The following is a 14,753-nucleotide window of genomic DNA, read 5'->3' on the forward strand; positions in this document are numbered from 1 at the left end:
TAACCACGAACCAACAAACAACACAAATCGCCTGGGAGGGACCGGTTTTTAAGCGTTCTAATCGTTTGCTCGTTGCACCTTCGCACCGAGTTCATTGAGCTGCTCCACAAATCGCGGGTAACCACGGTCAATGTGGTAGACATCGTGCACCGTGGTCTGCCCTTCCGCGACAAGGCCAGCAAGGACAAGGCCAGCTCCGGCGCGAATGTCGGAGCTCCACACATCCGTGGAGGAGAGCGTCGAAACACCACGAAGAGCCACATGGTGGCCATCGATGTTGGCGTCAGCGCCGAGGCGCATCATTTCGTCGACAAATCGGAAGCGCGCTTCGAAAACGTTCTCCGTAATGACTGAAACGCCGTCGGCTACCGCGGAAAGTGCAATCGCCATCGGTTGCAGGTCTGTCGGGAAGCCGGGGAACGGCAGCGTCTGGTAGTCGACAGCCTTTGGACGCTGGTTCATGCGTACGCGGAAACCGTTGTCGTAAGTCTCCACTTGCGCGCCAGCCAGCTTGATCTTCTGCAAAGGAAGGTGCAGGTGACCAGGGGCGATGCCGGATACCGTGATATCGCCCTGAGTAATTGCAGCTGCGTAAGCCCAGGTTCCGGCAACAATCCGGTCGCCAACCACGGTGTGTTGCGTCGGCTCCAGCTTTTGGACGCCATCGATAACAATTGTCGACGTTCCCGCACCCTCGATCTTCGCCCCCATGGCCCGGAGCATGTCGCAAAGGTCGACGATCTCCGGTTCACGTGCCGCGTTGGAGAGAGTAGTACGCCCCTCAGCAAGTACTGCCGCGGTAATGATGTTCTCGGTCGCACCAACCGAGGGGAAATCGAGCGCGATGTCCGCGCCGTGCAGCTGCTGGGCGCGGGCAACAACGGCTCCGTGCTCAATGTGTGTCGTCGCCCCGAGCTTCTCAAGGCCAGACTGGTGCATATCTAGAGGTCGGGACCCAATCGCGTCGCCACCAGGAAGGGCAACATACGCCTCGCCGCAGCGGGCGACAAGCGGGCCAAGCACCGCAACGGAGGCGCGGAATTGCCGGACGGCTTCGAAGTCGGCGTGGGGAGAAACCTCGGCAGGAGCGTGGATGGTGACCACGGTGCCGTCGATATCTACGGAGCAGCCGAGTCCGACGAGGACGTCCCGCATGAGGGGGACGTCGAGAATTTCGGGGCAGTTAAATAGCGTTGTTGTACCTTCGGCGAGCAGCGCTGCCGCCATGAGCTTCAACACGCTGTTCTTGGCGCCGTCTACCTTTACGACGCCTTCAAGCCGGGTACCGCCAGAGACTAAAAATCGTTCTTTCACGGAACCCAGCGTACCCAACAACGGTTACGGCAACGCCCCGATGCGACGAGCTGCGTTAACGGCCTCGTAGCGGGTGTGTGCCCCAAGCTTGCGCATCACGCTGCGGAGGTAGGACTTCACCGTCTCGGCACCGATACCCATCTCGGCCGCGGCTTCAACATTGGTATGGCCGAGCGCAACACAGGAAAGAACGTCGAGTTCACGGGCAGAAAGCTTCGTCGTCTGCTTCACGCGCACCGGGGAAACCATCTGGTCACACAGTTGCTCGATTTCCTTGCGAAGATTCTCATCGCCCACACGATTTGCCAGCATGCGCAGCTTCGAGTGCGTGGAGCGAACCTGCTCCCACTCCGCACTGTTCATAACGCGACCCGTCTTCTGTCCGGCGCGCGCGCCGTCGCCCTGCCTCAGGGCGGTATTGACCGCGAGGTCCTGCTCGAGACAGCGAGCCGTCATAGCAACCTCTTCAATCACCTTGTCGCCCAAACGCACCGGCGAGTGCACACCCACGTAAAGGACGCCACGGATCTCGCGCTGGGTAATTACCGGGACTGCAACGATGGAGTGCAGGCCTTCGTCTTGAATCTGCTTGTCGTACTCGTGGGAGATGACATTCGCGCGTGTGTAGTCGGAAATACCCACCGCGCGGCGCGTAGCGACGACCCTTCCACCTACACCGGCACCTGACTCAATGACAAGCTCCTGCAGAGCTGGAGTGCGTAGTCCGATCCATTGCGTGATCTGCAAACGGTTATCTGCCAGAAGGGTGCCATACATGGCTACGGGGATACCGGTTGCGGTTTTCAGCGTGGTCAACGCTGCCCGGATGGCGTCGTCGTCTTCCTTAAGGCACTGTGCGTCGGTCAATGATCTCTCGCTTTCCACCCGTTCGAGTGTCCCCTGTTTAGGGACACTGCTTGTCGAACTTGACTCAAAGCCCTTTCATCATAACGCGTTTTCGGGGGTAGCCAAACTTTGCACTTGCCACACATTCACAGAAACACAACCCCGGAAGTAGGTGAACAAATCGGTCTATTTGACAAAGACTAGCTGGTTCATGTCGCGAGTGTATAATCGCGCAACAAGAACGCAACGTAAGCGAAACATACAGGTAAAGGAGTTATTTTCATGGCAAAGATCGCAAAGTCAGTATTGGACCTCATCGGCAATACGCCGCTCGTAGAGCTCAACGGCATCGCTGACGGGCTCAAGGCACGCGTCCTAGCAAAACTTGAGTTTTACAACCCGGCAAATTCCGTCAAGGACCGTATTGGTGACGCTATCGTCCGCGCGGCGGAAGCCTCCGGCGAACTGAAGCCAGGCGGCACCATCGTGGAAGCGACATCGGGCAACACCGGCATCGCACTCGCGCTCACCGGCGCTGCGAAGGGCTACAAAGTCATCCTGACCATGCCGGAGACAATGTCGCAGGAGCGTCGCGTGGTCCTTCGCGCGTACGGGGCAGAGATCGTATTGACGCCAGGCGCGGCAGGCATGAAGGGGGCCGTCGATAAGGCGAACGAGATCGTCGAGACGACGGAAAACGCAATCCTGGCCAGCCAGTTCGAAAATGAAGCCAACCCGCAGGTCCACTACGAGACCACCGGCCCCGAGATTTGGAACGACACTGATGGGGAGGTCGACATTGTGGTTGCCGGTGTCGGCACAGGTGGCACGATCTCTGGCTCCGCGAAGTACCTCAAAGAGCAGAAGGAATCCGTCAAGGCCGTCGCAGTCGAGCCAGCTGCTTCCCCACTGCTGTCCACCGGCGAGGCAGGCCCGCACAAGATTCAGGGCCTCGGTGCGAACTTCATCCCTGGCACGTTCGACCGCAACGTTATCGACGAGATTATTACAGTCTCAAACGAAGACGCCGTCGCCACCTCACGCGAACTTGCGCTGAAGGACGGTGTCCTCGGCGGCATCTCGGCGGGCGCAAACCTCAAGGCGGCGCTCGAACTCGCCGCCCGCGACGAGAACGAAGGCAAAACGATCGTCGTGATCATTCCGGACTTCGGCGAGCGCTACGTCTCCACCGTGCTCTACGAAGACATCCGCGACTAGACCAAACGGGCACGACGCCACCCCGCGGGTGGTCGTTGATAGGATCGCCACATGATCAAAACGGCCATCCGCGTGATTCAAATGATCCGCGAGGACCTTGCCAACGCGAGGGACCACGACCCGGCGGCGCGAGGCGACCTCGAGAACGCCATCGTCTACTCAGGGCTCCACGCCATTTGGACTCACCGCGTGTGCCACTGGATGTGGCAACGCAACCTGAAAGGGCCCGCGCGTGTGCTCGCCCAGGCCAACCGCTTCTTCACTGGCATCGAAATCCACCCAGGCGCCACCATCGGCCGACGCTTCTTCATCGACCACGGCATGGGCATCGTCATCGGTGAGACCACCGAAATCGGCGACGGCGTCATGCTCTACCACGGCGTAACGCTCGGCGGACAGGTGCTTACACAGACGAAGCGCCACCCCACCATCGGCAACAACGTCACCATCGGTGCCGGGGCGAAGGTCCTCGGCCCCATCACAATCGGAGACAACACAGCGGTTGGGGCGAATGCCGTCGTCACAAAGTCCATCCCTGCGAACTCCATCGCCGTCGGCATTCCTGCCAAGGTCAGGGAGCGCCAAGAGTGCGAAACAAAGCACCTCGTCGACCCCGACAAGTACTTCGACCCGGGCAGCTACGTCATCTAATCCACGCTACTTGACGAGGTCCGCGTACTCCGGGTTCTGCGCAATGTAGCGCGCCACAGCGGGGCACGTCGGAATAACGTTGAGACCCTCGGAGCGGGCGTCGTCAAGCGCGTACCGCATCAGCGGGCCCGAAAGGCCCTGCCCACGGAACTTCGGATCCACGAAGGTATGTGGCAACTCCCGCGCACCGTCGACGTCAGCGTACGTGGCAAACCCGGCCAATTGCCCGTCGACAAATATCTCGTAGCGGGACTCCTGGTCATTCCTCTTCAGCTCGGGCTGTACTGCGTCGTGCTCCGACAAATCAACGCTCCAATCCTCGGGGACAGAAACACAAAACCCCTCCACCGCAGTGAAGGGGTTGGAGTGTGGCCAGAGCCAGGATCGAACTGGCGACCCCACACTTTTCAGGCGTGTGCTCTACCGACTGAGCTATCTGGCCAGAACAACACAAGTGCTGTTCGCGACCCTGACGGGACTTGAACCCGCGACCTCCGCCGTGACAGGGCGGCGCGCTAACCAACTGCGCCACAGGGCCTTATTCAGTTTCGTACTCACGGCCGCTACACGGTCGCTTGCACGAGTTGATACTTTACACAGAGCTCTCGAACACAAGCAAATCGCCAGCACAAACCATATTTTTCGACGCCACTTCACCTCTTCATGTAGGCAGGTTGGACAAAATAAAAAGAGCCGGAACGTTTCCGTTCCGACTCTTCAAACATGGCGACCCTGACGGGACTTGAACCCGCGACCTCCGCCGTGACAGGGCGGCGCGCTAACCAACTGCGCCACAGGGCCATATGTTTTTGTGTTTCAACCTTGCGGCTGAAGTACCCCCAACGGGATTCGAACCCGTGTTGCCGCCGTGAAAGGGCGGAGTCCTAGGCCTCTAGACGATGGGGGCCCGCTGCGTTAACAGCTCGACCATCATAAGCCGATGCAGAATAACATCACAAATCACCAGTACATAGCAAGTTTTCAAGGGTGATTCGTTAGCCAAAATTTGCAAAGTGTAGTAACAGGATTGTAGTAATCCTCGAAACGGGAGTGCGGACAAGAGTTACTACAATCCTGTTACTACACTTTGAGCTTCGCGCCGACTCAAGCCACTCTGCATCCAACAAAAAGCGCCACCGACCGAAGTCGCGTGGCGCTGAATGTGGGCCCTGCGGGGATCGAACCCGCGACCTGCGGATTAAAAGTCCGTAGCTCTACCAACTGAGCTAAAGGCCCGTGCGCAACAACTTAGCACAACTCAGGGGTGGGCCGAAATCGTAAACCCACCCCGAAATGACCCTTCAGGACGCTACCCCCATATATGGTCATACTCCCTGGAAGTTAGGGGTTTTCGGTGCCTGCTACGGTAAATATATGACCATAACCTTTATTGGTTGTTTACGTTGAAGGAGTCACAATGCCGCTAGATTTAGTCGATCTGTCAAGGTGGCAGTTCGGCATTACGACGGTCTATCACTACCTTTTCGTCCCACTGACCATGGGACTCGCGCCGATGGTTGCGATCATGCAAAGCATCTGGCACAAGACTGGCGACGAGCGCTGGTACCGCGCGACCCGTTTCTTCGGAAACATCTTCCTCATTAACTTCGCAATGGGCGTTGTCACCGGCATCGTCCAGGAGTTCCAGTTCGGCTTGAACTGGTCTGAATACTCCTCGTTCGTGGGAGACGTGTTTGGTGCACCGCTCGCCTTCGAGGGCCTGACGGCATTCTTCTTTGAATCCGTCTTCCTCGGCGTCTGGATTTTCGGTTGGGGCAGGTTGCCGAAGTGGGCACACCTTGCGTCAATCTGGATTGTTTCGATCGCCGTGAACATCTCGGCGTTCTGGATTATTACCGCAAACTCGTTCATGCAGCACCCGGTGGGCGCTGTGTTCAACCCGGAAACGAACCGCGCTGAGCTGGTTTCCTTCAAGGCGTTGCTGACGAACCCGACGGTGCTGTGGGCATTCCCGCACGCGGTGTTCGGCGCTTGGATGCTCGCGGGCACCTTGGTGTGCGGCGTCGCTGGCTGGTGGATGATCCGCGAGGCCCGCAAGGGCGATCCGGATGGGGATGCCGCGACGGTGTGGCGTTCCTGCACCCGCTTCGGTGCGTGGGTCATCCTCGCTGCGACGGTGCTCATCACGCTGACTGGTGACGAGCTGGCCAAGCTGATGTTTACGCAGCAGCCGATGAAGATGGCGTCGGCAGAGGCGCTGTGCCACACTGAGCTGGATCCGCACTTCTCGGTGCTTTCTATCTCGACGTACAACGACTGCGAGTCCGCAACCCAGCTGATCGGCCTGCCATTTGTGCTTCCGTTCCTGGCACAGGGCAAGCTTTCTGGCGTTGAGCTGCAGGGCGTGCTGGATCTGCAGCAGTACTACGAGTCGCTGTACGGCCCGGGCAACTACACCCCGAACCTGTTCGTGACGTACTGGTCCTTCCGCATGATGATCTTCTTCATCGTCGTTTCCGTCGTGATGGCGCTGGTAGGCCTGTGGGTAACCCGCGGCAAGCGCGTGCCTACTGCGAAGTGGCTGGGCACCTTGTGCCTGGTGGCGCTGCCGGCTCCATGGCTGTCGAACATTTCGGGCTGGATCTTCACCGAGATGGGCCGCCAGCCGTGGATCGTCCACCCGAACCCTGCATTCCAGGGTGGGGACCACCCGGGTATGGAGCAGAACATTCACATGCTGCTGGACTTCGGTGTTTCTGACCACCAGCCGTGGCAGGTGCTGCTCTCTATGGTGCTGTTCACGGTGCTCTACGGCATCGGTGCGGTGCTGTGGGTATGGCTCATTCAGCGTCAGGTCCGCAAGGGCATGGACCAGCCTGGACTGCACGAGGGCGACTCCAAGCGCCTGAAGGATGTGCTCTATGGCCCGAACGCCGAGACCGAGTTGGAGCCGTTGAGCTTCAAGTCTTCGCAGGAGTCCGGCGCAACCACAACCACTGCGGACAACAAGGAGCTATAAATCATGGACTTGCAAGTGCTTTGGTTTGTGATCATCGGAGTGTTCTTCACCGGCTACTTCGTGTTGGAGGGCTTTGACTTCGGTGTTGGCATGTTGTTGCCGTTCATGAAGGGCGATGAAATCGAGAACGACCGTCGTCGCACGGCTGCGATCAGGACAATTGGCCCGATCTGGGACGGCAACGAGGTGTGGCTCATTACGGGCGGCGCTGCGATTTTCGCGGCGTTCCCTGAGTGGTACGCCACGCTGTTCTCCGGTTTTTACCTGCCGCTGGTGCTCATCCTTATGGGCCTGATTGTCCGCGGCGTGAGCTTGGAGTGGCGAGTCAAGGTGGACACGCTGAAGTGGCGCAGGCTTTGCGACGCCGGCACGGCGTTTGGCTCCTACCTGCCTACGCTGCTGTGGGGCGTTGGCTTCACGAACATCGTGATGGGCGTTCCGCTCAACGAGCAGGGCCGTCTGGACTCCTTCTACGACGGCTTCCTTGGCCTGCTCAACCCGCTCGGCCTGCTGGGCGGCGTGGCGTTCGTACTGCTGTTCATGCTGCACGGTGCGACGTTCCTTGGGTTTAAGTCCCACGATCCGCTGCGTGCTGAGATGCACGCGTTTGCAAAGAAGTTCATCGCTGGCCCGGCGATTGTGGTTGGCGCAGCGTACCTGCTGTGGATCCAGCTCACGCTGGGCGCTGGCTGGACCTGGATCCCGCTGGCACTCGCGGCGGTCGGCCTGATCGTTTCGGTGGTTGGCATCGCTGGCAACCGTGATGGATTGGCGTTCTGGATGACGGCGTTTGCCATTATCTGCTGCGCGATTGTCCTGTTCGGCTCGCTGTTCCCGGACGTGATGCCGTCGACAAGCGATCTGTTCGCTGGTTGGGATATCCGCAACGCGTCCTCTTCGCCGTACACCTTGAAGGTGATGACGTGGGCGGCTGTGTGCCTCACCCCGATCGTCCTGGCGGGTCAGATTTGGACCTACTGGGCGTTCCGGAAGAGGGTGTCGGTCTAGGCTATGGCCTCGCCGATTGACCCCCGGCTACTTCACCTCGTTCCGCCCGTGCGCCAACTCATTGTGCGCACGGGCGTTGCGCAAGCTACAGACACGTTGCTGCTGGTGGCCCGGGGTATTTTGATTGGGTTTGTCGCAGCGTCGGCGGTGACGGAGCGCGCGGTTCCGCGTGCCTCGTTGCTGTTGGCGCTTGCTGGCGTTGTTGTGGCCCACGGCGTGTTGTCGTGGGTAGCGCAGCGCTGGTCCGCCGATGCGGTCGGCGGCGTTGTAGAGGACTTGCGGACGAAGGCGCTGCGGGCGTTGGCGAAGCAGGACCCGCGCGTGGTGGAGCAGGATTCGGCGACGTGGCGCCATGTGCTCACGCGCGGAATTACGGACTTCCGCCCGTATCTCACGGAGTTCCTCCCCGCCCTCTTTTCGACGGCCATCGGCACCCCAATCGTGGTGGCCGTCATCTTCTACTTCGACTGGATCTCTGGCGTGTTTTGCCTGATTACGCTGCCGTTGATTCCGATGTTTATGGTGCTGATCGGCAAGTTGACGGCGGATCACACCAAACGCCGACTCGAGGTCACAGCTGGGCTGGGTGCTCAACTGTCGGACCTGTTGGCAGGTGCTCCGACACTGCGCGCTCTGCACGCCACGAAGCGTCCTGCGCAGCAGATCCGCCAAACGGGCCAAAAACACGCGGACTCCACGATGGGAGTGCTACGACTGGCATTCCTGTCCTCGTTCGCTTTGGAGTTCATCGCGACGTTGTCGGTGGCGTTGGTCGCGGTGAGCATCGGCCTGCGGCTGGTGACCGGTTCGATCACGCTGCTGGCCGGGCTGACGGTGCTCATCATCGTCCCGGAGGTTTTCGCACCGATCCGTAGGGTCGGCGCAAGCTACCACGCCGCAGCCGACGGCCTGAGCGCTGCCGAGCGCGTCCTCGAGCTTCTCGACGCCCCCTCCGCCGCCACCGGCTCCTACATCGCCGAGGAACCCGGTGTGCAGGTACGCAACCTGAGCGTGCGTGGACGAGACGGAGTCCGCCCGGATGGGCTCACCTTCGACGCCCCGCGCGGCCAGATCACGGCGCTTACCGGCGCGAATGGTTCCGGCAAGTCCACTACGTTGTTGGCGGTGTTGGGCCAGTTGCCGGATGCGATGGTGGGAGGCGAAGTGGGCGTCGAGAAGAAGGTGGCGTATCTGCCTGCGACCCCGGCGATGGAGCCTGGAACCGTGGGTTCGAACGTGGCACTGTTTGGCGCGCGCGGGGACGCCCGTGATGTCAGTCTGGTGGGCGTGTCCGAGGCACATGCTGTCGGCCCGTACGGGGACGGCATTTCCGCAGGCCAGCGACAGCGCGTCGGCATTGCGCGCACCTTCGCCGCGGATGCGGACGTGTTCGTGTTGGACGAGCCGACCGCGCACCTCTCCCCCGAGTTAGTTGACGAAGTGATACGAAGGATGCGCGGGCTGGCGCAGCGGGGCGCTGCGGTGCTGGTTGCGTCCCATGACCAGCGGGTACTCGACGCCGCGGACCAGGTGGTGCAGGTATGAGTGACTTGAAGTTTTTGCTGCGCATCGCGCAGGTGCGTCCCCGCGACCTGATCAGCCCGATCATCGCCGGTGCGATCACGCTGCTGGCGGCGCTGAGCCTGACGGTACTGTCAGGCTGGCTGATTACGCGCGCGTGGGAGATGCCGCCGGTGCTGGACCTCTCGGTGGCGGTGACGGCTGTGCGCGCGTTGGGTATTTCGCGAGCGGTGTTCCGCTACCTTGACCGGTTGGTGGCACACAAGCTGGGCCTGCGCGCGCTGACCACGCTGCGCGCAACCATGTACGACGCCCAGGCGGCCGCAGGTCGTGTGGGCCGTGGTGAGGGCCAGGCGCTGCTGGTGGCGGATACGGAGCGAGTGACGGATTACATCGTGCGCACGCTCGTCCCGCGTGGCGTCGCCGTAGTGCTCACGGTGGTAGCCATCGTGGGCGCGGCGCTGCTGCACCCACTGGCGGCGGTGATCATGGCGGGGGGGTTCGCGCTCACGGGCCTGCTCATCCCCTACTTAGCGACGCGCGCTTCGCGCAACACCTTCCTGGTCGAGGCAGAAAACGCTTTCACGCTGCAGCTCGACTCGGTGCTGCACGACAGGGTGGAGTACGCCGTCGCTGGCAAGGGCGACGCGCTGATAGAGCAAGCCGCGCAGGCCTCGGCGGATGCGAGCAAGGCGTGGGCTCAATCCACGCGCCCGGAGGCCACCGCGTCTGCGATCCAGGCGTGGGCCACGGGCATCTGCGCACTGCTCATCACGTGGTTGGCCGTCGAGACGTATACGGGCAACCCGGTGTGGCTGGGCATGCTGGTAATGCTGCCGCTGGCGGCCTTTGAGGCGCACGGCCCACTCGCGGGGGCTGCGGTGCACGCGGACCAGGCGAAGCGCAGTGCCCACCGCCTGCGCGAGGTCGCGGACCGCGCCGAAGAGGCAACGAAGCTCAGCGGCGGCCCCCTCCCCCACCCGGAGACCGGCGTGGCCGTGCGGGCGGAGGCGCTGCGCACCATCTACGGCGACCAAGCATGGGACTTCGAACTTGCCCCCGGCCAGCGGATGCTGGTGCGCGGGCCTTCCGGCTGTGGCAAGACCACGATGCTGGAGACGCTCGCCGGCCTGCTGCCCGTCGCCGGCGGGACGGCGGCCATCGCGGAAGGTGCGCGCCTGTTCGCGGAGGACGCCTGGGTATTCGCCACGACGGTGCGGGAGAACCTGCTGGTTGCCAACGGCAACGCCAGCGATGCCCGCATGGCGGAAGCGCTAGCGGCGACCGGCTTCGAGTTCGGCCTGGATTTCATGCTGGATAACGGCGCGGACTCACTGTCCTCCGGGCAGCGCCGCCGCCTGTTACTGGCGCGCGCGCTGGTCAGCGACGCCCCGATCCTGCTGCTGGACGAGCCAACCGAGCACCTCTCCATCGACGCCGCGGAGCACCTCCTCGACGTCCTGTTGCACGAACCGCTACCCGGCGCGCTGCCACAGCGCACGGTGATTGCAGTCGTACACGTCGACGGGCCCGTCGGCATCGAGGTTGCTGCCTCGCCGACGGGCCCGGACGTGGTGTCGTAGCTGACGCTACTTCTTCATCGTGCCGGTTTCCATGATGCGGGTATGGAAGTCGAACGCGTGACGCAGATCGTGTGGCGTCTGCTGGAACTTGCTCTTCGACGCCAGCTCCACGTACTCCTCGAGCAGTGGGCGGTAGTCGGGGTGGGCAATCGCGATCATCTTGGCCACACGGTCACGTGGAGCGAGGCCGCGCAGGTCAGCGACACCGAACTCGGTGATGAAGACCATCGCGTCGTGCTCGGTGTGGTCCACGTGGGACACCATCGGGACGATGGAGGAAATCGCTCCGTCCTTCGCGGTCGCCGGGGAGATGAACGAGGAGATGTAGGCGTTGCGGGTGAAGTCGCCAGAGCCGCCCAGAGCGTTCATGATGCGGGAGCCGTTGATGTGGGTGGAGTTCGCGTTGCCGTAAATGTCCGCCTCAATCATGCCGTTGGAGGCAATCAGGCCGGTGCGGCGGATGACCTCCGGGTGGTTCGAGATCTGCTGCGGGCGCAGGATGATGGACTCGCGGTAGCGCTTGGCTTCCGCGTTCATCTTGTCTGCGTACTCAGGGGACAGCGAGAAGGACGTTGCGGATGCGACGGACATCTTGCCGGCGTCGATAAGGTCGACCATGCCATCCTGGATAACCTCGGTGTACGCCTGGATGTTCTCAAACTTCGAGTCCATCAGGCCCGCCATCACGGCGTTCGGCACGTTGCCCACGCCGGACTGCATAACGTAGCCGTCGTAGGTGAGGCGGCCGTGGCGCACCTCGTGCTCGAGGAAGTCGAGGAAGTTCGCGGCGATGCGCTCAGAGGTCTCGTCCGGAGCCTTGAACGGCGCGTTGCGGTCCTCAGCGTTGGTCTTAACGACGGCGACGACCTTCTCCGGATCGATCTCGATGTAGGTGGTACCGATGCGGTCGCCAGCCTTGGTAATCGGGATCGGGATGCGGTTCGGCAGTGGTGGCACGAGCCAGATGTCGTGCATACCTTCAAGGTCGAGCGACTGCCACTCGTTGACCTCGATGATGATCTTCTTCGCCGCGTTGAGGTACTCAACCGAGTTGCCGACCGACGAGGAAGGCACGATGTTGCCCTCCTCGGTAATGCGGACCGCCTCAACGATCGCGACGTCCACGTCGCCGAAGAAACCCTGCTCAACCATCATGCCGGAGTGGGACAGGTGGATGTCCTGGAACTTCATCTCGCCGGCGTTGATCTTGTTACGCATCTGCGGGTCAGACTGGTACGGCATTCGGTAGCGCAGCGCATTTGCTTCCGCCAGGACGCCGTCGCACTCCGGTGCCGTCGAGGCGCCGGTGAACAGGTCGATTGCGTACTCCCGGCCAGCGTTGTGCTCGTCGGTTGCCTTGGCTGCGATCGCAGCAGGCATTGCCTTCGGGTAACCAGCGCCGGTGAATCCCGAGATACCGACCTTATCTCCATGGTTCACGAACTGGGCAGCTTCCTCTGCAGTCATGACCTTGGCGCGCAGCTTGTCACTCGCGATACGCTCGCTCATTAAAAACCTCACTTCGTGTTGATGATTCAGATATCACACCACCATAATTGTGACTTAGGTCTTACGGCAGAAAACTACGCAAACATCCAGAAAGGTCACCCTCACTGGATACCCCCTACCGGGCGAAGCGGGCGTCGACAAACAAAAGGGACATCCGAATTGGACTGCGCAGGCAGTGGCGGGAACAATGGGGGCACTATGAACCCACATCTGAGCATCGGCGGCCTGGAGCTGAACTCCCCCGTCCTCCTCGCGCCGATGGCCGGCGTGACCAACATGCCGTTCCGCGTGCTGTGCCGTGAAATTGAGCAGGAGCTCACCGGCACCACTTCCGGACTGTACGTCTGCGAGATGATCACTGCCCGCGCGATGGTCGAGCGCAACGAGAAAACGCTCAGGATGATCCGCTTCGCCGATGTGGAGCAGCCGCGCTCCATGCAGCTCTACACCGTGGACCCCGCCTACACGTACGAGGCGGTGCGCATGATCGTCGAGGAAAACATCGCCGACCATGTGGACATGAACTTCGGTTGCCCGGTGCCCAAGGTCACCCGGCGCGGCGGCGGGTCGGCCATCCCGTATAAGCGCAGGCTGTACGGCAATATCGTGGCTGCGGCTGTCCGCGCGGCGGAAGGTTCGGGGGTGCCAATTACGGTGAAGTTCCGCATCGGGATTGACGACGACCACCACACGCACATGGACGCGGGCCGGATCGCCGCCGAGGAGGGTGCGGCAGCCGTGGCGCTGCACGCGCGCACTGCCGCGGAGCGCTACTCCGGGGCGGCGCACTGGGATGAGATCGCCCGGCTGGTTGAGCACATGCGCGGCACGGGGCTGCCGGTGATCGGCAACGGGGACATCTTCGCTGCCAAGGATGCGACCGACATGATGGAGCAAACCGGCTGCCACGGCGTGGAGGTCGGCCGCGGGTGCTTGGGCAGGCCGTGGCTGTTCGCCCAGATCGGTGCACAGCTGCGCGGGGAGCCGATCCCGCCAGAGCCAACGCTGGGGCGCGTCAGCGGCATCATCGCCCGCCACGCGGAGCTGCTCGCGGAGCACGTCGGTGAGCAGCAGGCCTGCCGCGACATCCGCAAGCACACCGGCTGGTACCTACGCGGATTCCCGGTTGGCGGCGAATTCCGCAAGGACCTTGCCCGGGTGGAAACGCTCGATGAGCTCGGGGCGCTGCTGGCGACCATCGCGGACTCCGAAGAACTCGCCGAACACGCCGACGACGCCCGCGGCCGCCAGGGTTCCTCCTCCAAGGTTGCGCTACCTGAGGGCTGGCTCGACGATCCGGAAGACGCCACCGTGCCGGAGGGCGCGGAAATCGAGAACAACGGCGGCTAGCCCTAGCCTCGTTGATAAGGCCGTACCTATTACTATGGCGGGCATGCGTACCGCCTACCGTGAACACCTCGAAGCCTTCAACCGCGACCTGCTGCAGATGTGCGACACCGTGCGCGAAGTCATGCAGTTGGCGTCCACCGCGCTGCTGGAGCAGTCACTCGAGGACGCCGAGCATGCCCTCAACGCGTCCGACCCGCTCAAGGAGCTCAAGCTGCGCTGCGAGGAGCGCAGCATGAGCCTGCTCGCGCTGGAGAACCCGGTGGCGGGAGACCTGCGCCAGGTGCTGTCCTCTATCTATATCGTGGAGAACTTCTCGCGGATGGGCGCGATGGCGAAGCACATTGCGAAGCTGGCGCGGCTGCGCCACCCTTTCCCCGTGTTGCCGAACACGGAGCACGCCCCGATCGCTGAGATGGCCGCCCGCGTGGACGAAATGGTCAACATCACGCACGACCTGCTGCTCGACCCTGACGCGGACATCGCTGTTGAGCTCAACGCAATCGACGAAGGTGTCGACGACCTCCACGACTACCTCAACGCCATCACAACGTCCGACTCCTGGGAACACTCTGCCCGGGAGGCCGTCGACGTGGCGCTCGTCTCCCGCTACTACGAGCGCTACGCGGACCGCTGCGTGAACGTCGCCGGCCGCGTCGTCTTCCTGGTCACGGGCCTAAACCCGAAGGAGTACATGAAGCAGCGCGACGAGGACGCGTTTGACCGCCACTCGAAGCTGGCGGCAATCGAGCGGCGGTTCAGAGCCAAGAAGTAGC

The 14,753-nt window shown here is 62.0% G+C and carries 12 protein-coding genes and 5 tRNA genes; 8 read left to right on the forward strand and 9 right to left on the reverse strand.

What is annotated here, in order from left to right; translation table 11 throughout:
* Positions 1-57: 57 nt before the first annotated feature.
* Both murA and ramA read right to left on the reverse strand, forming a co-directional pair.
* Complete coding sequence (murA, locus tag HMPREF3170_RS04370; protein ID WP_070478231.1) at positions 58-1,314, reverse strand: UDP-N-acetylglucosamine 1-carboxyvinyltransferase; 1,257 nt, start codon at positions 1,312-1,314, stop codon at positions 58-60.
* Between the two features lie 24 nt (positions 1,315-1,338).
* The gene (gene ramA, locus HMPREF3170_RS04375; RefSeq protein ID WP_070478053.1) at positions 1,339-2,181 is read right to left on the reverse strand and encodes an acetate metabolism transcriptional regulator RamA; all 843 of its coding nucleotides are present in this window, start codon (positions 2,179-2,181) and stop codon (positions 1,339-1,341) included.
* Between the two features lie 261 nt (positions 2,182-2,442).
* Here ramA and cysK point away from each other — a divergent pair, with 261 nt between their 5' ends.
* Both cysK and epsC read left to right on the forward strand, forming a co-directional pair.
* Positions 2,443-3,378 carry a cysteine synthase A gene (gene cysK, locus HMPREF3170_RS04380; protein ID WP_070478054.1) on the forward strand — a complete coding sequence of 312 codons (936 nt, stop codon included), beginning with the start codon at positions 2,443-2,445 and terminating at the stop codon, positions 3,376-3,378.
* Positions 3,379-3,429: 51 nt separating this feature from the next.
* Entirely contained in the window at positions 3,430-4,029 is a 600-nt protein-coding gene (gene epsC / locus HMPREF3170_RS04385) for a serine O-acetyltransferase EpsC (RefSeq protein WP_070478055.1), read from the forward strand.
* Between the two features lie 6 nt (positions 4,030-4,035).
* On the opposite strand, the gene HMPREF3170_RS04390 is transcribed toward epsC, so the two are convergent.
* The 6 genes from HMPREF3170_RS04390 to HMPREF3170_RS04415 form a co-directional block, all read right to left on the reverse strand.
* Positions 4,036-4,431 carry a GNAT family N-acetyltransferase gene (locus HMPREF3170_RS04390; RefSeq protein WP_246814910.1) on the reverse strand — a complete coding sequence of 132 codons (396 nt, stop codon included), beginning with the start codon at positions 4,429-4,431 and terminating at the stop codon, positions 4,036-4,038.
* Positions 4,399-4,471, reverse strand: a tRNA-Phe gene (locus HMPREF3170_RS04395). Before HMPREF3170_RS04395 ends, HMPREF3170_RS04390 begins: the two co-directional genes overlap by 33 nt.
* Before the next feature lie 22 nt (positions 4,472-4,493).
* Positions 4,494-4,567, reverse strand: a tRNA-Asp gene (locus HMPREF3170_RS04400).
* 186 nt (positions 4,568-4,753) lie between these two features.
* Positions 4,754-4,830: transfer RNA gene (locus tag HMPREF3170_RS04405), tRNA-Asp, on the reverse strand.
* Positions 4,831-4,863: 33 nt separating this feature from the next.
* Positions 4,864-4,936, reverse strand: a tRNA-Glu gene (locus HMPREF3170_RS04410).
* Between the two features lie 256 nt (positions 4,937-5,192).
* Positions 5,193-5,265, reverse strand: a tRNA-Lys gene (locus tag HMPREF3170_RS04415).
* Positions 5,266-5,446: 181 nt separating this feature from the next.
* On the opposite strand from HMPREF3170_RS04415, the gene HMPREF3170_RS04420 reads away from it, so the two are divergent.
* From HMPREF3170_RS04420 to cydC, 4 genes are read left to right on the forward strand one after another with little or no spacing between them, the layout of a single operon-like run.
* Positions 5,447-7,009 (forward strand): cytochrome ubiquinol oxidase subunit I, encoded by a 1,563-nt coding sequence (locus tag HMPREF3170_RS04420; RefSeq protein ID WP_070361957.1) that lies wholly within the window; start codon positions 5,447-5,449, stop codon positions 7,007-7,009.
* A 3-nt stretch (positions 7,010-7,012) separates the two neighbouring features.
* Complete coding sequence (gene cydB / locus HMPREF3170_RS04425; RefSeq protein ID WP_070361956.1) at positions 7,013-8,017, forward strand: cytochrome d ubiquinol oxidase subunit II; 1,005 nt, start codon at positions 7,013-7,015, stop codon at positions 8,015-8,017.
* A 3-nt stretch (positions 8,018-8,020) separates the two neighbouring features.
* Entirely contained in the window at positions 8,021-9,562 is a 1,542-nt protein-coding gene (locus HMPREF3170_RS04430) for an ABC transporter ATP-binding protein/permease (protein ID WP_070478057.1), read from the forward strand.
* Entirely contained in the window at positions 9,559-11,121 is a 1,563-nt protein-coding gene (cydC, locus tag HMPREF3170_RS04435; protein ID WP_070478058.1) for a thiol reductant ABC exporter subunit CydC, read from the forward strand. The genes HMPREF3170_RS04430 and cydC overlap by 4 nt, the downstream gene beginning before the upstream one ends.
* A gap of 6 nt (positions 11,122-11,127) precedes the next feature.
* Here the strand turns inward: cydC and HMPREF3170_RS04440 are convergent, their stop codons facing one another.
* The gene (locus tag HMPREF3170_RS04440; protein ID WP_070361953.1) at positions 11,128-12,630 is read right to left on the reverse strand and encodes an acetyl-CoA hydrolase/transferase family protein; all 1,503 of its coding nucleotides are present in this window, start codon (positions 12,628-12,630) and stop codon (positions 11,128-11,130) included.
* A gap of 198 nt (positions 12,631-12,828) precedes the next feature.
* On the opposite strand from HMPREF3170_RS04440, the gene dusB reads away from it, so the two are divergent.
* Entirely contained in the window at positions 12,829-13,980 is a 1,152-nt protein-coding gene (gene dusB, locus HMPREF3170_RS04445) for a tRNA dihydrouridine synthase DusB (RefSeq protein WP_070478060.1), read from the forward strand.
* A gap of 43 nt (positions 13,981-14,023) precedes the next feature.
* Positions 14,024-14,752, forward strand: a complete 729-nt coding sequence (locus HMPREF3170_RS04450; RefSeq protein ID WP_070478062.1) for a phosphate signaling complex PhoU family protein — start codon at positions 14,024-14,026, stop codon at positions 14,750-14,752.
* Position 14,753: the final 1 nt, after the last annotated feature.

The sequence above is a fragment of the Corynebacterium sp. HMSC08D02 genome, assembly GCF_001807505.1.
GTDB lineage: Bacteria > Actinomycetota > Actinomycetes > Mycobacteriales > Mycobacteriaceae > Corynebacterium > Corynebacterium pseudogenitalium.